This is a genomic window from Streptomyces sp. NPDC047117, from assembly GCF_040643545.1.
Taxonomy (GTDB): Bacteria; Actinomycetota; Actinomycetes; order Streptomycetales; family Streptomycetaceae; genus Streptomyces.
In genome coordinates, this window is the sequence record NZ_JBEYUN010000014.1 from 170003 (window position 1) to 190001 (window position 19999).

Genomic DNA, 19999 nt, shown 5'->3' on the forward strand with positions numbered 1-19999 from the left:
CCTTACCGGGTGGCGGGGCTCGTACCACGATAGCGGCCAACCTGGCGGACAGGAGGGGGTCTTGAGTGAAAATCGGCGTTCGGCACGCTTCTGTTCAGCGATTCACCACCATGGCATATGCCCTGGTCATAGCCTCAACGGAAAAACAGCGGCCCGCCGCCCCCTGCCGGGGCGGCGGGCCGCTGTCCTCCGTGCGTGTGGCGCCGTGCTTCAGAGCGCCGTGCTTCAGAGCGCCGTGCTTCAGAGCACCGCGCTGAGGAACTCCCGAGTGCGCTCGTGCTCGGGCTCCGTGAAGATCTTCTCCGGCGGGCCGGACTCGATGACCCGGCCGGAGTCGAACATCAGGACGTCGTCCGAGATGTCCCGGGCGAAGTTCATCTCGTGCGTGACGCACAGCATCGTGATGTCCGTGGTGTGCGCGATGTCCCGCAGCACGTCCAGGACGCCGGCCACCAGCTCGGGGTCGAGCGCCGAGGTGACCTCGTCCAGGAGCAGCACCTGCGGCCGCATGGCCAGGGCGCGCGCGATGGCGACCCGCTGCTGCTGGCCGCCGGAGAGCTGGGTGGGGTACTTGTCGACGTGCTCGGTCAGGCCCACCAGGTCCAGCAGCTCGTGAGCGCGCTCCTCGGCCGCCTCCTTGGGCATCCCCAGCACGTGCACCGGCGCCTCGGTGACGTTCCGCAGCACCTTCATGTTGGGGAAGAGGTTGAACTGCTGGAAGACCATGCCGATGTTCTTGCGCACCTCGCGGGTGTGCCGCTCGCCGGCCGGTACGAGCTTCTCGCCCTTCTTCTCGTGGGTGAGGTACTCCCCGCCCACCTTGATCGTGCCCTCGTCGGGCTTCAGCAGCGTCATCAGCAGCCGCAGGATCGTGGTCTTGCCGGACCCGGACGGGCCGATCAGGGTGACGTGCTTGCCCGAGGAGACCGTGAAGTCCAGCGAGTCCAGGACCGTGTTGGTCCCGAAGCGCTTGGTGACGCGGTCGAAACGGATCAGCTCGCTGCCGTCCACCGCCGGGTTGGCCGTTGTTTTCGAGAGGTTGCTGTCAGCGGACAAGACGACGCTCCAGGGCTCGCAGGAGAAGGGAAGCCGGGTAGGCGATGACGATGAAGGCGATGCCGACGATCGTGTAGGGCTCGATCGTGTGGAACGTCTGCGAGGAGAACTGACGGGCCTCGCCGAGCATCTCCAGTACGCCGATCACGAAGATCATCGGCGTGTCCTTGAGCATCGCGACGACGTAGTTGCCCAGCGCCGGCACGACACGGCGGATCGCCTGCGGCAGGATCACCGCGCCCCAGGTCCGCGTGCGCGGCAGGCTGAGCGCGGTCGCCGCCTCCCACTGGCCCACCGGGACGCCGTCGATGCCGGCGCGGTAGACCTCGGCGGTGTACGTCGAGTAGTGCAGGCCGAGGCCGATCACACCGGTGGTCAGGGCCGAGAGCGTGATCCCCCACTCGGGGAGCACGTAGAAGAGGAAGAAGAGCTGGACGAGGAGGGGGGTGTTGCGGATGAACTCGGTGACCCCCACCACCGGCCAGCGGACCACGGCGTGCTCGGAGCGCTGCGCCATGGCCCAGACCAGGCCGAGGGCGAAGGCGATCAGCGAGCCGAGGGCCAGGGCCTCCAGGGTGACCAGCAGGCCGTGCCAGAACATCGGCATGAAGTCGCCGACGGCATTCCAGTCCCACTTCACTGGCCCGCACCTCCCGCGGGGGCCGCGCCGGAGCGCGCGATGTCACCGACCTGGTCGGGGCTGAGCCTGCTGCGCAGGCCCGACCGCTTCTCCGGTGCCTTGCCGATGCCCGCCTTGGCGTGCCGCTCCACGACCCGCATCCCGCGCGTCAGGATGAACGCGAGGACGAAGTACATGACGAGGATGATCGTGTAGACGGGGGCGCTCTGGCCGGTGGCGTTGCGGACCAGCGAGGCGCCGAACGCGATGTCGGCCACGCCCATGATCGAGACCAGCGCGGTGCCCTTGAGGAGCTCGATCAGCAGGTTGTTGAAGGGTGGCACCATCTCCGGCCAGGCCTGCGGAAGGATGATCTTCCGCAGCTGCTGGGCCGGGCTGAAGCTGAGGGCGATGCCCGCCTCGCGCTGGGCGGGGGCCACCGCGTTGAGGGCGCCGCGTACGACTTCCGAACCGTACGCGCCGTAGCTGAGCCCCAGGGCCAGTACGGCGGCCCACATGGGGACCAGCTGCCAGCCGAAGCCGATCGGCAGGACGAAGAAGATCCAGAACATCAGGATCAGCGCCGAGGTGCCGCGGAAGATCTCGAAGTAGGCGCCGGAGAGGAAGCGTACGATCCACATCCGGTGGGTACGCGCAAGGCCGATGACGAATGCGACCACGGCGGCGAGTGCGGCGCTGAAGACCGTCAGCTGGACGGTGATCCAGACGCCTTTGAGGAGGAGTTCCCACAAACCCCAGCTGATTTCGCTCACGGCTTGCACCTCTCCTTGGCGGTGATGGTCGTCATCTGCTCCTTCGTGAAGCCGAAGGGCCGCATGACGTCGAGGAGTTCGCCGGTCTTCTTCATCTTGTGCAGCTCGCGGTTGAAGGCGTCCCGCAGATTGGTCTCCGGGCTGCGGAAGGCGAAGGCGCCGACGTCGACCATCGGCTTTCCGTCCACGTACGGAGTGACCTCCTGGGTGGCCTCCGCCTTCGTCGTCTCGGTCTCCTTCACGACGTTGCGCACGGTGACCGCGGTGCCGACGAACACGTCGACCCGGCCCTGCTCCACCGCGAGCAGGCCGGCCAGCTGGTCGGGCAGGGTCGTGATGCGCTTGACCCCGGCCTCCTTGGCGTAGTCGATCTCGGCGAAGCCGACGCCCGTCGCCATATGGGCGCCGGTCCTGGCTATGTCCTTGTAGGTGCGCAGGTTCTTCGGATTTCCCTTCGGCACGATGAAGGCGTCGAGCATCTGGTATTCGGGGTCCGCGAAGATGACCTGTTCGCAGCGGTCCGCATTGATGTACATACCGGCCGCCACGACATCGAACTGGAGGGAATTCAGACCGGTGATGAGCGAGCCGAATTCCGTGGCGAACGGTTCGACCTTCGCCACGCCCAGCCGTTTGAAAATGCGCTCGGCGATGACCGGCGCCGAGCCGGTCATCTTCCCGTCCTTTCCGATGTAGCCGTAGGGCTGCTCGCCCGCCAGTCCCAGCCGTACGGTGCCCTTGGCACGCAGCTGTTCCAGCAGATGTCCGCCGTCGCCGGTATCGGCCGTCGACACCCGGCTGCAGGCGCTCGTCGCGCCCATCGCGCCCGCCGCGCCGAGCGCCGCTACCCCCGCGAGCAGCGTGCGGCGGCGGAGGCCGCTTCCCGAACTTCGCCTGGATTGTTTGGTGTTCCCCATTGATGGAGCCATGGGCGCGCGACTACCCGACGGCGGGGAACCTATGCCGATCGTTTCCGGCCCTTGATGCTTCCGGTACCGAAGGGGTTGTACACGGAGTTGCGGGGGAAAGTCCGGGTAACCACCGCTGTGTGCGGGGCGGTTGGGGCGGATGGGGAATGACTTGCCCCGAGTCCCCGGGGAAGTGTCCATCGACGCCCTACGCTCGTCATGCCGGGTGATACATCACCAATGACCGGCAAGAACCGGTAAGCCCGACAAGCACGGTAATCAACAAAGAGGGGTCATCATGGCCGACCGATTCATCGAGGTCTCCCTGGACAAGCGCGGCGTGCGCTGCACGGCGAAGCTGCTCGACGACCGCGCCCCCGTCACCTGTGCCGCCGTCTGGGACGCGCTCCCGCTCGGCGGCGACGTCTACCACGCCAAGTACGCGCGCAACGAGATCTACGCCCTGGTGCCGCCCTTCGCCCCCGAGGAGCCGCCTCTGGAGAACCCCACGATCACCCCGATCCCCGGCGACCTCTGCTACTTCACCTTCACCGACACCCAGCTGGCCACCTCCTCGTACGGCTACGAGGCGGCGGCCGAGGGGCAGGGCGGCAAGGCGGCGCACGCCGAGCGCGCCACCGTCATCGACCTCGCGCTCTTCTACGAGCGCAACAACCTGCTGATCAACGGTGACGCGGGCTGGGTGCCCGGCATCGTCTGGGGGTCCGTCGTGGACGGCCTGGACCGGATGGCCGAAGCCTGCCAGGACCTCTGGCGGGCCGGCGCGATCGGCGAGACCCTCAGCTTCCGCCGGGCGTGAGCCGCCCCTGACCGCCGGTCGCGGCCGGGGTCAGCCCGCCAGTTCCGGGGCCGGGATGTCCGCCACTCCGGCCCCGTAGAGGGCGTGCGCGGCGCGCAGCACCAGCGCGTCCGCGTGCCGCGCCCCGACCAGCTGGAGGCCGATCGGCAGCCCGTCCCCGTCCACGCCGCAGGGCAGCGACGCGGCGGGCTGCTGCGTCATGTTGAACGGGTACGTGAACGGCGTCCAGCCCGTCCAGTGCTCGTGCCCGGACCCCTTGGGCACCTCCACGCCCGCCTCGAACGCCGTGATCGGCTCGGTCGGCGTGACCAGCAGGTCGTATGTCTCGTGGAACCGGCCCAGCTGCCGGCCGAGGGCCATCCGTACGTCCACCGCCGCGAGGTAGTCCAGCGCGCTGTAGCGCGCACCCTGCTCGCAGACCACGCGCAGCGCCGGGTCCAGCAGCTCGCGCGCCTCCTCCCCGAGCGGCTGCACGACCCGCGCCGCGCCGCTGAACCAGAGGGTGTGGAACGCCTCCACCGGGTCCTCGATCCGCGGGTCCACCTCCTCGACGTGCGCGCCCAGCTCGGCCAGCTTCTCCACGGCCCGCCGGACCGCCGCCGCCACCTCGGGCCGTACGGTCACGTCCCAGCCCAGGGTGGGGCTGTACGCCACCCGCAGCCCGGCCACCGGGCCCGACAGCTGTTCCAGGAAGGAGCCGGGCATCGGGGCCAGTTGCGACCAGTCCCGCGCGTCCGGGCCGGAGATCGCGTCCATCATCAGCGCGGCATCGGCCGCGTCCTTCGTCATCGGGCCCGCGTGGGCCAGCGTCCCGAACGGGCTCGACGGGTACATCGGCACCCGCCCGTACGTCGGCTTCATCGCGAAGCACCCGCAGAAGGAGGCGGGGATCCGGACCGAGCCGCCGCCGTCCGTGCCCAGGCTCAGCGGCCCGGCGCCCAGTGCCACCGCCGCGGCGCTGCCCCCGCTGGAGCCGCCCGCGGTCCGGGACGGGTCGTACGGATTGCCGGTCACGCCCTGCAGCGGGCTGTCGGTGACGCCCTTCCAGGCGAACTCCGGGGTGGTCGTCTTCCCGATGAAGACGGCGCCCTGTTCCCGCAGCCGGGCGACCGAGGGCGCGTCCTCGTCCCACGCCTGGTTGGCCCGGACGGTCCGCGAGCCGCGCAGGGTCGGCCCGCCGCGCATCAGGAAGATGTCCTTCACGGTGACCGGGACGCCGTCCAGCGGCCCGGCCGTGGTGCCGGTCCGCCAGCGTTCCGCGGACTCCTTCGCGGCGGACAGCGCCTCGTCGGCCTCCAGCCGGGTGAAGGCGTTGACGTGCGGCTGCACCCGCTCCGCCCGTTCCAGCGCGGCACGGGCCGCCTCGACCGGGGAGAACTCGCCGGCCGCGTAACCGGCCGTGAGCCGCAGTGCTGTGAGATCCGCCAGTTGGGTCATCGAGCCCTCCATCGGGGGAGTGGAGTGTGCGGAATTTCCGGGCCCCGGCGACCGGCCGGGGCCCGGCGGCATGGCGGGCGGCCGTATACGGCGGCTACTGCACCGGCACGTACCCCAGCCGCTTGTCGACCACGTTCAGCAGCGGCTCACCGGCCGCCCATCGGTCGTAGTTGTCCATGAACTGCTCGGCGAGCGCGTCCCGCCAGCCGAGGGTGTCGCCGCACATGTGCGGCGAGATGATCAGGTGCGGGACGTCCCACAGCAGACTGTCCGACGGCAGCGGCTCCTGCTGGAAGACGTCGAGCGCGGCGGCCGCGATCCGCCGGCCCCGTAGCGCCTCGACGAGGTCCGGCTCGACCACCATCGGGCCGCGTCCGACGTTGATGAACCGGGCCGACTCCTTCATCCGGCCGAACGCCGCCCGGTCGAAAAGTCCGTGCGTCTCGTCGGTCAGCGGCGCGGCGCACACCACCCAGTCGGCGGCCGGCAGCAGCCCGTCCAGCGCATTGCTCGCGTGCACGGTCCCGAACTGCGGATCGCCCGTCCGCTCGCGCCGGCCGACCAGGTCGACCTTTACGCCGAGGCCTTTCAGCGTCTGCCCGATGGCCCGCCCGATCGGCCCGGAGCCGACCACCACGGCCCGGGAACCGGCCACCCGAAGAGTTTCCCGGTGCTGCCAGCGCCGCTGCCGCTGGAGTTCCCAGCTGCCATAAAAATCCTTGGCCATGGCAATCACGAGACCGGCGACGTACTCCGCGATGGGCTGCTCGAAAACGCCCCGTGCATTGGTCACAACGGTCTCGTCCTCGATGAGGCCGGGACAGAGCAGCCGGTCCACGCCGGCGCTCGCGGTGTGCACCCAGCCGGGCCGCGGGCCGCCGGCGGACCATGCGTCGCGGATCGCGTCGGAGGTGAAATCCCAGGCCAAGAGCACATCGGCGGTAGGAAGTCGGTCGGCCAGGGTCTTCTCGTCCGCGAAGATCACCTCGGCCCTTCCGGACAGTCTGCCGAGCTTCGGGAGCGGGTCGGATCCGAGGACGAGGACGGTGTTTTCGGTCATGAGCCAGAAACCGTTCTGAAACGAGTGCCCCTTTAACTGAAAGGGGCGCCGACAGATGCCTGAGATGCGAGGATTGACCACGCTAGGAAGCCGTATCTACCGTGTCAACAACGGCTCTGTCCCGACGTCCCGGCTTGTGCCGGTTGTTTCAAAATCCCTGGCCAATGGCCTAGCCCTTTTCGTTCTTCTAGGGGCCATTCATGGACGTCTCTTTTCTGGGCGGCCCACAGCCGCAGTGCGGCGTGGGCGTCGTTGCACCCTTCGACTTCGCACTCGACCGCGAGCTGTGGCGCTGGGTCCCCGACGACGTGTCCCTCCACCTCACCCGCACCCCCTTCGTACCGGTCGAGGTCTCCCTCGACCTCGCCCGGCTCGTCAGTGAGCACGAGACGCTCCGGGAGGCGGTACAGGCGCTGTCCGCGGTCGCCCCGCGGGTGGTCTCCTACGCCTGCACCTCGGGCAGTTTCGTCGGCGGCGTGGCGGGCGAGCGCGCCATGTGCTCCGCCATGCGGCAAGCCGGCGAAGTGCCCTCGGTGACCACCTCGGGGGCGCTGCTGGACGCGCTGTGCGAGATCGGCGCGCGGCGGATCGCGCTGGTCACGCCGTACACCAAATCCGTCACCGACTCCCTGGAGGACTATCTGGCGGAAGGCGGCATCACGGTCACCGGCCGCGCCTACCTCGGCCTGACCCGGCACATCTGGAAGGTGCCGTACCGGGACGTGGTCGACATGGCACGGCAGGCGGTGGTGGGCGCGGCCGACGCGCTCTTCATCAGCTGCACCAACCTCCCGACCTACGACGTGATCCCGCAGCTGGAGGCCGAGCTGCGGATGCCCGTCCTGTCGGCCAACCAGGTCACGATGTGGGGCGCGCTGCGCGCGATCGGCATCCACGCGGTAGGCCCCTATCAGGCGCTGCTCGACCCCGTCGCGAGACGCGGTCCCGCGGCGATGTCCGGATCACCGGAGATCCCGCAGCGGCACCACCCGGAGCCGGAGGCGGCCTTCGCCGGCCCGCCGGCGGCACCGGAGGCCGAGCAGGCCGAGGGGCTCGACGCCCCGCCCTTTCCGGACGACCCGTACGAGGCCTGACCGCCCGTACGGTCCCGAACAGCACATCGGCGTATTCCGTCAGCACACCCGCACCCGCACGACGCATGGGAGTTCTGCATGGCAACGGTCGGCTTCCTCTACCCCGGCTACTCCGCCGAGGACGACTATCCCCGGATCGAGTCCCTCCTGGGCGGCGGTGTCCGGCTGCCGCTGGTCCACACCGACATCGGTGAGGACGCGCACCGGGTGGACGCCCTGCTCGAAATGGGCTCGGCGGCACGGCTGGCAGCCGGGGTCGCCGACCTGAAGGAGCAGGGCGCGGAGGCCGTCGTGTGGGCCTGCACCAGCGCCAGCTTCGTCTTCGGCTGGGAGGGCGCGCAGGACCAGGTGCGGGAGCTGTCGGCCGTCGCCGGGCTGCCGGCGTCCAGTACGTCCTTCGCCTTCGCGCGGGCCGTACAGGCGCTGGGGGCCGAGCGCGTGGCCATCGCGGCGACCTATCCGGAGGACGTGGCCGAGCACTTCCACGCCTTCCTGAAGTCGGCGGGCACGGAGGTCGTCCAGACCCGCGGCAGCGGCATCATCACCGCCGCCGAAGTGGGCACCTGGGGCCTGGAGGAGGTGCTGCACCTCGCGCGTACGGGGGACCACCCGGACGCCGAGGTGGTCCTGCTGCCCGACACCGCGCTGCACACCGCGGCGTACCTCCCGGCCGTGGAGGAGGCGCTGCGCAAGCCGGTGCTGACCGCCAACCAGGTCACCGTGTGGGAGGGGCTGCGGCTGCTGGACCGGGAGATCGTCCGGCCGGAGCTGGGCACCCTCTTCGCGGGACCCCGGCGGGAGGAGTGACCGGAGCCGCGCGAACCGGCCGCCGGGAATAAACGGAGTTCTACTCCGGTTGGCCGCGGGGAAGACCCGCGACCTAGGAGGACCCGCACCGTGAGCGGCCACCACGACGAAAGCCGGGGCCCGGCCCCTGAACCCGCCCGGGCCTCCGGCACGCCCGGCACCGACGAGGAGATCCGGGGCACGGCCCAGGGCACCGCGCCCGTACCGCTGTCCGTCCTGGACCTGCTGACCGTCGGCGCCGGGAACACCGCCACCGACACGCTGCGCACCGCCGGGGAGATCGCGCGGACCGCGGAGCGCCGCGGCTACCACCGCTACTGGGTGGCCGAGCACCACTCCATGCCCGGCGTCGCCTCCTCCTCGCCGGCCGTCATCCTGGCCCACCTCGCCGCGCAGACCGAGTCCATCCGGCTCGGCTCCGGCGGCGTGATGCTGCCCAACCACGCCCCGCTGGTGATCGCCGAGCAGTTCGGCACCCTCGAAGCGATGGCTCCGGGCCGCGTCGACCTCGGCCTCGGCCGCGCGCCCGGCACCGACGGCGCCACCGCCGCCGCGCTGCGCCGCACGGACCGGCTCAACGAAGGCGCGGACGATTTCCCGCAGCAACTCGCCGAGCTGATCCGCTTCCTGGACGACGACTTCCCCGACGGGCATCCGTACTCCCGCATCCACGCCGTGCCGGGCCCGGTGCAGGCGACCTCGCCCGGCGGTGTGCAGTCCGCGCACCGCCCGCCGGTCTGGCTGCTCGGCTCCTCCGGCTTCAGCGCCCGGCTGGCCGCCCAGCTCGGCCTGCCGTTCGCCTTCGCGCACCACTTCTCCGCGCAGAACACCATTCCCGCGCTGGACCTGTACCGCGAGCACTTCCGCCCCTCGGCCGTGCTGGACGAGCCGTACGCGCTGATCGGTGTCGGCGCGCTGGCGAGCGACACCGAGGCCGAGGCCCGCCGCCAGGTGCTGGCCGGCGCGCTCTCCATGATCCGGCTGCGCACCGGCCGTCCAGGGCTGGTGCCCACGCCGGAGGAGGCGGAGAACCACCCGTACAGCATGGTCGAGGAGGACTTCGTCGACAGCTGGCTCGGCAACGTCGTGTACGGCACGCCCGACGCCGTCCGCCAGGGCCTGGACGACCTCGCCAAGCGCACCGGCGCGAACGAGCTGATGATCACCGCCAACGCCCACGGCGGCGCGGCCCGCCTCCGCTCCTACGAGCTGATCGCGGACGCGTACGGGCTGCCGGGCGGCAACTGACGGGGGACGGGGCTGCCGGGACGGTGACGGGTCCCGTCAGCCCCGCTTCCCCTCTTCACCGTTCGCAGGCGGCTCCTCCCCGGCCATCGGCGGGCCGGCGAGCAGCACCGGGACCCGGTCGGCGGGCAGCGGGCGGGAGTACAGCCAGCCCTGGCCGGTGTCGCAGCCGATGCGGCGCAGCCGTTCGGCCTGCTCGGCGTTCTCCACGCACTCCGCCGTGACCGTCAGGCCCAGCCGGTGTGCCAGCGCCACCAGCGCCTCGACGATGGTCTCGTCGGCCGGGTTCGGATGCTCGGGGGAGCGGAAGCCGCGCACGAAGGAGCCGTCCAGCTTCAGTACGGAGACCGGCAGCCGGCTGAGGTAGGCCAGGTTGGAGTAGCCGGTGCCGAAGTCGTCGATGGCGATGCGGATGCCCATGTCGCTGAGGGCCTGCAAAGCCTGGAGCGGCCGGCCGGCCGAGCCCATCACCGCCGACTCGGTCAGCTCCAGCTGGAGCAGCTCGGGTGCCAGGCCGGTCCCGTCCAGGATCCCGGCCACGTCCGCGACCAGGTCGGAGTCCCAGACCTGCCGGACCGCCACGTTGACGCTCACGAAGAGCGGCGGCTCGTCGGGGCGCTCCAGCTGCCATGCGCGCGCCTGGTGGCAGGCGCGCTCCAGGACCCAGCGGCCCAGCTCGACGATGGCGCCGTTCTCCTCCGCCAATCCGATGAACCGATTCGGCGGAAGCGTTCCGAACTGCGGGTGCCGCCAGCGCACCAGCGCCTCCACACCCTCGGCCCGGCCGTCGCCGAGCCCGACCAGCGGCTGGTACTCCAGCGTGAACTCGCCGCGGTCCACGGCCGGGCGCAGCGTGCTGGAGAGCGCCTGCCGGGTCATCCGGTGCGCGTTGCGCTCCGGGTCGAAGAGCGTCCAGCGGGCCTTGCCGTCCGCCTTGGCCCAGTACAGCGTGGTGTCCGCGGCCTGCATCAGGCCGGTCGCGGTCGTGCCGGCCGCGGCCCGCTCCACCACGCCGATGCTCGCCGAGACCGAGAGCCGCTGACCCGCCAGGTCGAACGGGCGCTGCAACGCGTCCAGCACGGACTGCGCCAGGTCGGCCAGCTGTTCGGTACCGGTGGAGTCCTCGACCAGCAGCGCGAATTCGTCGCCGCCCAGCCGGGCCACCAGCGGGCCGCGCCCGCCGCGGCCCGCCGGGCGCTCGCCGCAGCGGGCCAGCCGCTCCGCCACGGCGCCCAGCAGCCGGTCGCCGACGCGGTGCCCGAGCGTGTCGTTGACCGCCTTGAAGCCGTCCAGGTCGAGGTAGCAGAGGCCGATCCGGCCGGTGCCGCCCCGGTCGTACGTCGCCGTCTCCAGCGCCGCGGCCAGCCGCTCGAAGAAGAGGGCGCGGTTGGGCAGCCGGGTCACCGGGTCGTGCATCTGGAGGTGGCGCAGCCGGGCCTGGAGGTCGTGCCGGTCGCTGACGTCCGTGACGGACAGCAGGACGTCGTCGCCGCCGGGCAGCGGCTCGACGCTCACCTCGGCCCACACCGAGTGGCCCGCGGGGTGCTTCAGCCGGCGGGTGCAGCGCAGCCGGTCGCTCCGGCCCGCCAGGACGTCCCGGTACGCGGCCCAGATGTGCGGGTCGCCGCCGAGGTCGGTGAGGTCGGCGGCGGAGGCGTCGGCCAGCGCGCGCGGGTCCTTGCCCAGCAGCTCGCCGAAGGCGGGGTTGGCGGCGGTGACCAGTCCGTCCCGGCCGAGGACGGCCATCGGCAGCCGGGCGGCCTCGAAGGCGGCGCGGTAGCCGCCGGGGGAGGCGGGGAGGGGCGCGGGGGCGCCGGCGGGCGCGCCGTCCGGGGCGGCGGAGTGCTCGCCGCCCGCCCGGGCTCCTCCCGCGCTTCCGTTGGCCGAACCGTCACTCTGGGTGACTGTAGGCAGTGTGGCTCCGGAGGCGCGGCTCGTGCCGTCGGAGTGTCCGCTCACTGCTCGCTCCCGCTGGCGCTGGTCCGGTCGGTCGATCTCGGGGAAGGGGAATCCGCGGTGTAAGTGTGGCGATCATAGAGGTTTCCCGGACGGGCTAGCCAGCAACACAACCGTGAGGATCGGCATCGATGGCAGATGTTTGATGGATTCTGTGCGCGTCTGTTCGCTGTCTTGCTCTGACCGATCGATTGTGACGTTGGGTGATGACGCAGCGGGATGCTGCTGTCACTCAACTGGCTCCATGGAACAGGACGAAACCCCACGAACCCCCACAGGGTGGATGGGATGTTCCGACTGCGTTCCGGGAGGTCGATGTGCAGCACTCCCAGACACCCGACGGGGTGGACCACGGACCGCTGCGGCGGTTCGCGGCCATCGCCACGTCGTTGATCGCGCTCATCGCCACCTCCATCGTCGCCGCTCCGGCCACCGCCTCCGAGGCCACGCTGTCCTGCGCCCTGCCGCGCACCGGCGTCCACCACTCCGAGGGCCTGAACTCCTGGAACGGCACCTACGCGCGCCCGCTGCGGACGCTCGACGCCGTCATGATCTTCCTGTCCTTCCCCGACGCGCGACCGCGCACGGCGCCCCGCCGGCTCGCCACCGACTACTTCCCCGCCACCAACCAGTTCTTCAGGACGGCCTCGTACGGAAAGTTCCGGCTCCGCCCGCACGTCCAGCGGGGCTGGGTGAAGATGCCGCGGACGTCCGCCGCGTACGGGATACAGCGCGACTGGGACGCAGCGGGGCGCACCGCGTACCTCGACGACGCGGTGGCGGCGGCCGACGCGCAGGTGGACTTCGGCCGGTACGACGTCGTCTACCTCGTCGCCGACCCCGAGGCGCCCGGCGTCGACCCCGACGCGACCAAGGTCGTCAACCTCGACCGGCCGCTGACGGCGGACGGCGCCCCGCTGCACCGTTTCGTCACCGTCTTCGAGAGCAACCCGCCGGACCGCAACGTCCTCGCCCACGAGACCGGCCACGTCTTCGACCTGCCGGACCTCTACCACCGGCCGGCCGACGGCATGGGCGACTGGGACACCTACGTAGGGGACTGGGACCTCATGGGCAGCCAGTTCGGCATGGCTCCCGAGCCCTTCGCCTGGCACAAGTGGAAGCTCGGCTGGCTCGGCGACCGCCAGGTCGACTGCATCCCGGCGACCGGCAGCACGGTACGCACCCTGCGTCCGCTGGCCGCGCCGATGACCAAGGGCGGTGCCCAGCGGCCGCGGCTGCTGGTGGCACGTACCGGGGAGAGCGGCGCGATCGCCGTGGAGGCACGGGTCGCGGCCGGCAACGACCGGGGCCTGTGCCGCGAGGGCGTGCTCGTCTACCGCATCGACGGCGCGACGTCGTCGGGCGATGGGCCCGTACGGGTGCTCGACGGCCACCCGGGCACCTCGGCCTGCTGGGGCGCCTCGGTCCACCCGCCGCTCGCGGACGCGCCGCTGGGCGTCGGCGAGAGCATGAACGCGGGGGACGGCGTACGGGTGGCGGTGACGGGCCGCACGGCGGCGGGCGACTGGTCGGTCCGGGTCACGCGGGAGTGAGAGCCGGGACCGGTGGGCGAGCCGGTCACCGCATACGACGAAGGCCCTCACCGGAGTGAGGGCCTTCGTCTTGTCTGTGCGCCGTCAGGGACTCGAACCCCGGACCCGCTGATTAAGAGTCAGCTGCTCTAACCAACTGAGCTAACGGCGCCTGCTGACGTGGAAAACATTAGCACCCTGATCGGGGAGGGCAAAAATCGATTCGCCGGCGGTGGCCGTTCAGGCCCGGGCGGGCGCGCGGGGCGGGACCGGGCGCACGGCGTCCGGGGCGGCCGGGCGCGCGGTGGGGGCCGAGCGCGCAGCGCGTACGCACGCCCACAGCAGCACGTCCGGGCCGGGCAGCCAGGGCTTCCGCACGTCGGGGGCGACCAGCCAGCGGGAGGGCGGCGGCGGTGCGCCCGGCGCGGCGGGACGGGGGTGCAGCGGCGGGATGCTCACCGCGTCGCCCGCGCCGTGGCACAGCAGCGGCGGCACCGACCGCGCCCACTCCTCCCAGGCGAGCAGGGACGGCAGCCGCTGGGCGGTGCCGCGCGCGGCGAACAGCAGCAGCCGGTCGCGGTGCATCGCCACCGGCCCGGAGCCGGGGCCCGCCGCCCATAAACAGTCCGCCATCCGGCGGCCGAAGAGGGCGGGGGCGCTGATCACGTCGAAGACGGTGCCGCAGGGCAGCACGCTGGGCGCCGAGGGGTGGGTGGCCCACAGATGGTGGACCCGGCGCGGGTGCGGGCTCGCCGAGGCGAGCCAGTCCGCGCCGGCGAGCGTGACGTACGACGCGTGGTGCAGGTCGGGGGCCGGGGGCTGGGGCCAGTCACTCATGCCGACAGGTCTACCGGTAGATGAGGTTCCGTTTCTGCGGTTCGCCGGAAATCGGGACACGGGAGAGTGAGGCGGAGTATCTTCTGACCCGCATATGCCAACGGCTCATGATCAACATGCTGGTGATCATGAGCCGCGGTGCCGTGCCGCGCGCCGTCGGTCCGGCCGCCTGTCCCGACCCGGCCTATCCGGTCTCGTCCGGAAGACTGCCGCCCTGCCGTATCAGGGTCCGGCCGAACTCCACCATCTTGCGGGCGTAGTCCTCGGTCCACTCGGCCCGCTCGGCGAGCACCGCCAGGGTCAGCCGGTCGAACCGCCGCGGGTCGGCCAGCTGCGCCGCCGCCATCGCCTGGAACTCCGTCGCCCGGTCGGCCGCCGCGCGGAACGCCAGCGCCAGCTCCGTGGAGCGGGACAGCAGTTCGCGGGGGTCCTCGATCGACTCCAGGTCGAAGAAGTGCTCCGGATCCGCCGCGGCCTCGGGCGGTTCGAACAGCAGCGGCGCGGGTTTCAGCCGCCGGGGCGCGGAGGCCGCACCGCGCGGGTCGGGAGCCGACTGCGGCTCGGACATGTACCTACCTCCAGAATCGTCTGCCGCGTTCCATTGTCCCGCGCTCCGCAAGTACGCCCTGGCAGCGGCCGTACGCCCGGGCCGGCGCGGCTACGGCCGCCACGGCACCCGGTGCTCCGCCAGATGGGCCAGCACCGCGTGGTTCGCCTCCCAGCCGTCCGGGAACTTCACCGTCACCCCGAGCTGAACCGGCTCCGTGGACGGATGCTCGTCCAGCAGCTGCGCCACGCCCTCCCGGCACACCACGATGCACGCGTGGCGGTGGCGCGAGGCCAGCACGCACAGCCGGCCGGTCTCCAGATGGAAGGCGGTGGCGTCCGGCCGCCCGGACAGCGGGTGCAGGACGACCGTGACGTCGAACTCCCGCCCCTGCAGGCGGTTCGCCGTGTCCACGGCCACGCCCGTGACACCCAGCCCGGCGAGCGCGGCGCGCACCGCCGCCGCCTGGTCCCGGTGGGCGGTACCGACCGCTATCCGGTCGGCCGTCAGCGGCGCAGGGTCGGGCCCGCGCTCGCTGACGGTCGCGCCGCCGCGGTCCAGCAGCCGCCGCACCACCAGGGCCACGGCGTGCACGGCCTCCGGGTCCGTACGGGGCGTACGCCGGTCGGGCAGTTCGAGCAGGCCCCAACCGGTCTCCGCCGCCTCGTCCACCACCCGGTCCACCGCCGAGCCGTCCGACGCCACGCCGAGCGTCAGCCGCCGGTCGCCGTGGTCGGTCCCGCTGCGGAACGGGGTGTACGGGTAGAAGGCGTGCGACACCAGGGGCGCGGCCGAAGCGGGCAGCCGCCAGGACACCGGGAGGCGGTGCTGCGGCAGGTCCGGGTTGTGCGCCAGCAGGGTCGACACCGCGCTCGCCGACGGGTCGTACGACAGCCCCGCCCACTGGTCGGCGCCCACCACGCTGAACGGGTCCAGCTGCCCCGGGTCGCCGACGAACAGCGCCCGCTCGAACAGCCCCGCCACGGTCAGCAGCGCGTCGGACCGCATCTGGTACGCCTCGTCCACGATGGCGTGCGGCCAGGGCTCGTCCACCTTCGTGTAGGCCCACTTCGCCGCGGTCGCGACGACGATCGGAAGGCCCTTGAGGTCGGCGGCCTTGGCGGCCGTACGGACCGAGGGGACGTCCTCCAGGGCCGGGTCGTACGCGCCCGGTTCGCTGCTGTGCAGCCGCCCGACGGGCAGCTCCGGGTCCTTCTCGGCCAGCCGCAGCACGAGGTCGTCGACCTGCGCGTTGGTCTGCGCGACGACCATCAGCGGGCGCCCGGCGGCGGCCAGTTCGCGCGCGGCACGCACCACGAGCGTCGACTTGCCCGCGCCCGGCGGCGAGTCCACGACGACGCCGCGCCGGTCGCCGTGCAGCGTGTCGCGGAGGATCGCCCCGGTCGCGGCGGTCGCCGCCGCGCCGGGGTCGAAGTCCGTACGGTCCGGCGCGGGGATTCCGCGGCTCACAGGAAGTCCTCCGCGGTCACGGGGTCGGGGTCGGGGAGCGGTACGGCGGCGGGCTCGTTCGCGGCGGCCTGGGCCGGGGCGGCCGTGGGCGTGCCACCGGCCGCCGTCCCGGGAGCGCCGTCGCCGCCGGCCGGCGGCCCGCCGTGGGTCCACGGCGTGTCCTCCGGGTCGGGCAGCTCCGGGCCGCCGCGCGGCGCGTGCTCGAAGAGCGTCCAGCACACCCGGTCGCCCTTCTCCGGCACCGAGCCGGGCTCGGGGGTCTTCCCCCGCCCCATGCCGCCGGTCAGCCGCACCACCAACGTGCCAGGCTGCTCCGGTACGTACGCCACGAACTCCGCGGTCTGCGTCTTCCCGCCGTCCAGCGGGCGGTACAGCTTCGCCCGCTCCTCCAGCCGGGGCCGGTCGCCCGTGCGCAGCGTGACCAGCGGCCGGGGCGTCGGCCGCTTGCCCTCGGACATCGCCATCTCGACCTCGGTCACCTCGCCCTCCATGGCCTCGCCGGTGAGCCGGCGCCCCGCCATCACCAGCGGGTCGTCCAGCGCCTCCTGGGCGTCCAGCTGGCCCTGCGCGGTCTCCCGCGAGGCGAGCTTCTGCGCGGCGGTGACCGCGTCGTCCAGCCGGGGCTGCGGCGGCTCGCCGGCCCGCACCCGGTCCCGGTGCGCGGTGTAGGACCAGCGGTCCCGCTTCCAGCGGTCGGCCACCCGCGCCCCCTCGGGCAGCGCGCGCAGCAGGTCGGCGGCGTGCCAGACCGCGTCCCACGTCGGCCGCAGCACGCCCGCCACCAGCGCGTCGAACTCCTCGCGCGCGCCCGGCACTCCGGCGTCGTACCGCGCGATGGCCGGCGCCAGCAGGCCGTTGTCGAACGCGGGGTCCGTGGCGGGCCCGGCCGGCGGGCACCGCAGCTGTCCGGCCGCGTCCCTGGCGGTCTCGGCGCGGAGCGCGGCGTCCTGCCCCGACTCGCCCTCGGGCGGATCGATCCAGGCGAGCAGCGCCCCCAGGTGCTGGTCCTCGGCCGGGCTCTGGCCGGTCGCCCAGTGCCGGACCAGCAGGCCGGTCATCGGGAGCAGCAGGCTCGACCCCGGCACCCGGGCGCGCTCGCCGAAGTGCGTGAGCCAGCGGCCGAGCAGCGGGACGTGCGGCGGCGCGGGATGCGGGGTGTCCGGGTCCTGCTCGGCGGTCCGCCGGAACCGCATGGACCGGCCCAGCAGCCGTACGAACTCCACGCCCGCCGCGCTCGGCACGAGCATCTGCGGCGCGTCGGCGCACAGCTCGGTCTCGACCGTGACCCGCTTGCCGGTCTCCGGGTCGGTCTCCTTGCGCTCGGCGGCCTCGACGTCGTCGGCGAAGGAGTCCACGTACGGCAGGACCGCGTCGGCCAGCTCGGCGAAGAAGGCGAACCGAAGGTCGCGGTCGCGCGGCTGAGGAACCGTCAGCAGCAGCGGCCGCTCGCGGTCCGTCCCGACCAGCGCGCCGAGCGGCGCACCGGTCTCACCGGCGGTCGTCAGCGGGACGAACACCAGGGGCCGGTCGGTGAGCCGGCGGTGCCGCACGGTCGCCAGCGGCGTGGCCCGCCCCGCCGCCACGGCCTCCATCCTGGCCAGCACGTCGATCAGCGACATTCCGTCTCCTCACGTGCGTCGCGCTCGGCCGCCGGGGGCGGGGCCGGAGCGGGGACCGAGGGCGCCGGACCCGCCGCGGCCAGCGCTTCGGCGCGCAGGGCCGCGGCACGCCGCAGCGCCTCGGCGGCGGGGTCCGGCTCCTGCCCGTCGTCCGCCGCGCCCGACGCCGCCGCCAGCACCTCGCCGACCGTGCGCAGGCCGCCCAGCTCGCCCCGGACGCCGCGGCCCAGCGACTCCACCAGGTCCGCTTCCCGGGCCCGGCCCCGGCAGTGGAACGCCAGCTCGCACGCGGCCAGGCACTCCGGTGCGTACGCCGCGCCGACCGACTCCACGGCCTCGGCCAGCTCCTCGGCGGGCCGGGTGGCGGTCTTCCCGTCGTCCGCGAGCCGCAGGTCGAAGGTGGTGCCCTCGGGGAGCGCCGCGGCCAGCTCGTCGACCCGGGTGAGCCGGCCGAGCTGGCGGCGGGTCGTGGCCAGCTGCTTGCGGAGGTCGACCGGGGCGGCGGCCGGGAGGTTGGAGAAGTCCTTGGGGCAGACCAGCAGCGCCCGTTCGCCGACCCGCGGAGCGGGCCGGGCCGCCTCCTCGGCGGTGTGCCGCGCGACCTGCTCGGCCACCTGCTCCAGCGCGAGGGCGTACACGGCGGCCTGGCGGGCGGCCGCGCCCACCTTGGCCGTGTCGGCCGCCCCGTCGATCATCGGGAAGGACTTGATCTCGATGACGCTCCAGAGGCCGTCGGGGTGCACGACCACGGCGTCCGGCTCCAGATACGCCGGCGAACCGGCCACGTCCAGCGCGAGCATCGGATGGTCCAGAAAGGTCCAGCCGCCGCGCGCCGCCGCCTCCCGCAGCTCCAGCGCGGTCCGCGCGGCGCGTCCCTGCGGGCCGGCCGCCGAGAGGTCGGGCGTGGCCGCCGGGCCGGGCTCCGGGTCCGCCGCGCCGCCGAGCTGTTCCCGCGCCAGCCGGACCAGTTCGGCGCCGCCGTCGGCCTTGACGCGCGCCTCGAAGGAATGGCCGCGCGCGATGGCGAACTGGGACTGCCCGAAGGGCGCGGGCGAGCCCAGCGCCCGGGCGAGCCCGGCCTTGTCCACGCCGGCGCCGTCCAGCAGCGCGCGGCGCCGGCAGCCGGGGTTGGCGGCCAGCGCGGCGAGCGCCCTGGCGTCCAGCGGGCGGGGCGGTACGGGGCCGCGCAGCTCAGCCAGGCGTGCGCGCAGCCCCGTCGCCGGCCGCGGCCGCGCTGCGCGTGCCGCTGCCGGCTCGGGCCGACTGTCGCGGAAAACGTTCACCTGCGGAAGTCTCGCATCCGTCACCGACATTCGCGGGAGGACCAGGCGTACCTCCGCTCGCGCGGGGAGCGATCACGCCACGCGCGGCGGCGGTGAGCCGGAGCGCCGGGCGGGTGAGCAGCAGCCCGAGGACCATGACGGCGCTGCCGGCGAGCGTGTCGAGGAAGTAGTGGTTGGCGGTGCCGAGCACGACGACGGTGATGAGCAGCGGGTAGGCCATGCCCGCCGCCTTCGTGAGCCGCGAGCCGCCGTACAGCCAGAGCGCGACGCCGCACCACAGGGCCCAGCCGACGTGCAGGCTGGGCATCGCGGCGTACTGGTTCGTCAGCGCGCCCAGCCCCCGTGGCGCGCTCGCCTCGCCGCCCCACCAGCCGTACGAGGCGTACTCCGCCATCGTGTCGGTGAAGCCGTGCACCGCGGCCAGCAGCCGGGGCGGGCAGGTGGGCAGCAGGGTGAAGCCGACCAGGCCGATGGTCGTGGAGAGCAGCAGCCAGGTCCGCATGAGGCGGTACCGGGCCGGGTGCCGGCGCCACAGCCACACGAGGACCGCGGGCGTGACCAGATAGTGCAGGGCCGCGTACACGAAGGCCGCGGGTATGCCGAGCGCGGGCAGGCCCGAGAAGAGGCGGTTCAGCGGCCGCTCGAAGTCGATGTGCAGGAGCTGCTCCGCGTCCAGCAGCCGCACCCCGTGGCCGGTCGCGGTGGTCACGTCGCCCCTGGCCAGCAGCCGGCCCGCGGAGTACGCGGCGTAGACGAGCGCGAGGAGCGGCAGCTCGGCCCACCAGTGCGGCCGGATGCCGCGCGCTACGGGGGTGTGCGGTGCGGCGTGCACCCGGAACGTACTCACCGTTTCCAGCCTTCATGTCAGTCGCTGTCAGCAGCGATCAACCTTACGCCTTATGTCCTGCTTCGTTCCCTCGGGGGCAGTAGCCC

18 protein-coding genes and 1 tRNA gene are annotated in these 19999 nt (G+C 72.8%); 5 read left to right on the forward strand and 14 right to left on the reverse strand.

Annotated elements, in window-relative coordinates:
* Positions 1 to 240: 240 nt before the first annotated feature.
* Genes ehuA through ehuB form a run of 4 tightly spaced genes read right to left on the reverse strand, consistent with a single transcriptional unit; the run spans position 241 to position 3365 of the window.
* Positions 241 to 1011 (reverse strand): ectoine/hydroxyectoine ABC transporter ATP-binding protein EhuA, encoded by a 771-nt coding sequence (ehuA, locus tag ABZ840_RS26075; protein ID WP_361562859.1) that lies wholly within the window; start codon positions 1009 to 1011, stop codon positions 241 to 243.
* A 34-nt stretch (positions 1012 to 1045) separates the two neighbouring features.
* Positions 1046 to 1696, reverse strand: a complete 651-nt coding sequence (gene ehuD / locus ABZ840_RS26080; RefSeq protein ID WP_361562758.1) for an ectoine/hydroxyectoine ABC transporter permease subunit EhuD — start codon at positions 1694 to 1696, stop codon at positions 1046 to 1048.
* Positions 1693 to 2448: an ectoine/hydroxyectoine ABC transporter permease subunit EhuC gene (gene ehuC / locus ABZ840_RS26085; RefSeq protein ID WP_361562760.1), complete on the reverse strand. Its 756-nt coding sequence runs from the start codon at positions 2446 to 2448 to the stop codon at positions 1693 to 1695. Before ehuC ends, ehuD begins: the two co-directional genes overlap by 4 nt.
* A complete protein-coding gene (gene ehuB / locus ABZ840_RS26090; RefSeq protein ID WP_361562762.1) occupies positions 2445 to 3365 on the reverse strand; it encodes an ectoine/hydroxyectoine ABC transporter substrate-binding protein EhuB in 921 nt (306 codons plus the stop codon). The genes ehuC and ehuB overlap by 4 nt, the downstream gene beginning before the upstream one ends.
* Before the next feature lie 289 nt (positions 3366 to 3654).
* On the opposite strand from ehuB, the gene ABZ840_RS26095 reads away from it, so the two are divergent.
* Complete coding sequence (locus ABZ840_RS26095; protein WP_361562763.1) at positions 3655 to 4176, forward strand: DUF3830 family protein; 522 nt, start codon at positions 3655 to 3657, stop codon at positions 4174 to 4176.
* Positions 4177 to 4206: 30 nt separating this feature from the next.
* Here the strand turns inward: ABZ840_RS26095 and ABZ840_RS26100 are convergent, their stop codons facing one another.
* On the reverse strand, positions 4207 to 5613 hold the full coding sequence (locus ABZ840_RS26100; RefSeq protein ID WP_361562765.1) for an amidase: 1407 nt from the start codon (positions 5611 to 5613) through the stop codon (positions 4207 to 4209).
* A gap of 94 nt (positions 5614 to 5707) precedes the next feature.
* The gene (locus ABZ840_RS26105; RefSeq protein WP_361562767.1) at positions 5708 to 6673 is read right to left on the reverse strand and encodes a D-2-hydroxyacid dehydrogenase; all 966 of its coding nucleotides are present in this window, start codon (positions 6671 to 6673) and stop codon (positions 5708 to 5710) included.
* Between the two features lie 200 nt (positions 6674 to 6873).
* Here ABZ840_RS26105 and ABZ840_RS26110 point away from each other — a divergent pair, with 200 nt between their 5' ends.
* The 3 genes from ABZ840_RS26110 to ABZ840_RS26120 all read left to right on the forward strand — a co-directional run bounded on the left by ABZ840_RS26110 (position 6874) and on the right by ABZ840_RS26120 (position 9822).
* Positions 6874 to 7767, forward strand: coding sequence for a decarboxylase (locus ABZ840_RS26110; protein WP_361562769.1), 894 nt, complete (start codon positions 6874 to 6876; stop codon positions 7765 to 7767).
* A gap of 78 nt (positions 7768 to 7845) precedes the next feature.
* Positions 7846 to 8574: a decarboxylase gene (locus ABZ840_RS26115; RefSeq protein WP_361562771.1), complete on the forward strand. Its 729-nt coding sequence runs from the start codon at positions 7846 to 7848 to the stop codon at positions 8572 to 8574.
* Between the two features lie 171 nt (positions 8575 to 8745).
* Positions 8746 to 9822 carry an LLM class flavin-dependent oxidoreductase gene (locus tag ABZ840_RS26120; protein ID WP_361562860.1) on the forward strand — a complete coding sequence of 359 codons (1077 nt, stop codon included), beginning with the start codon at positions 8746 to 8748 and terminating at the stop codon, positions 9820 to 9822.
* Between the two features lie 36 nt (positions 9823 to 9858).
* Here ABZ840_RS26120 and ABZ840_RS26125 read toward each other — a convergent pair whose 3' ends face one another.
* A complete protein-coding gene (locus ABZ840_RS26125) occupies positions 9859 to 11778 on the reverse strand; it encodes an EAL domain-containing protein (RefSeq protein ID WP_361562773.1) in 1920 nt (639 codons plus the stop codon).
* Positions 11779 to 12092: 314 nt separating this feature from the next.
* On the opposite strand from ABZ840_RS26125, the gene ABZ840_RS26130 reads away from it, so the two are divergent.
* Complete coding sequence (locus tag ABZ840_RS26130) at positions 12093 to 13331, forward strand: M6 family metalloprotease domain-containing protein (RefSeq protein WP_361562774.1); 1239 nt, start codon at positions 12093 to 12095, stop codon at positions 13329 to 13331.
* 77 nt (positions 13332 to 13408) lie between these two features.
* Here ABZ840_RS26130 and ABZ840_RS26135 read toward each other — a convergent pair.
* From ABZ840_RS26135 to ABZ840_RS26165, 7 genes are all read right to left on the reverse strand, one after another.
* Positions 13409 to 13482: transfer RNA gene (locus ABZ840_RS26135), tRNA-Lys, on the reverse strand.
* A 68-nt stretch (positions 13483 to 13550) separates the two neighbouring features.
* On the reverse strand, positions 13551 to 14147 hold the full coding sequence (locus ABZ840_RS26140; RefSeq protein WP_361562776.1) for a hypothetical protein: 597 nt from the start codon (positions 14145 to 14147) through the stop codon (positions 13551 to 13553).
* A 184-nt stretch (positions 14148 to 14331) separates the two neighbouring features.
* On the reverse strand, positions 14332 to 14715 hold the full coding sequence (locus ABZ840_RS26145) for a hypothetical protein (RefSeq protein ID WP_361562778.1): 384 nt from the start codon (positions 14713 to 14715) through the stop codon (positions 14332 to 14334).
* Positions 14716 to 14805: 90 nt separating this feature from the next.
* Positions 14806 to 16164 carry an AAA domain-containing protein gene (locus ABZ840_RS26150; protein WP_361562779.1) on the reverse strand — a complete coding sequence of 453 codons (1359 nt, stop codon included), beginning with the start codon at positions 16162 to 16164 and terminating at the stop codon, positions 14806 to 14808.
* A complete protein-coding gene (locus tag ABZ840_RS26155; RefSeq protein WP_361562781.1) occupies positions 16161 to 17783 on the reverse strand; it encodes a hypothetical protein in 1623 nt (540 codons plus the stop codon). Before ABZ840_RS26155 ends, ABZ840_RS26150 begins: the two co-directional genes overlap by 4 nt.
* Positions 17774 to 19066 (reverse strand): hypothetical protein, encoded by a 1293-nt coding sequence (locus ABZ840_RS26160; RefSeq protein WP_361562783.1) that lies wholly within the window; start codon positions 19064 to 19066, stop codon positions 17774 to 17776. The genes ABZ840_RS26155 and ABZ840_RS26160 overlap by 10 nt, the downstream gene beginning before the upstream one ends.
* Entirely contained in the window at positions 18975 to 19898 is a 924-nt protein-coding gene (locus ABZ840_RS26165; protein WP_361562862.1) for a phosphatase PAP2 family protein, read from the reverse strand. The genes ABZ840_RS26160 and ABZ840_RS26165 overlap by 92 nt, the downstream gene beginning before the upstream one ends.
* Between the last annotated feature and the right edge of the window lie 101 nt (positions 19899 to 19999).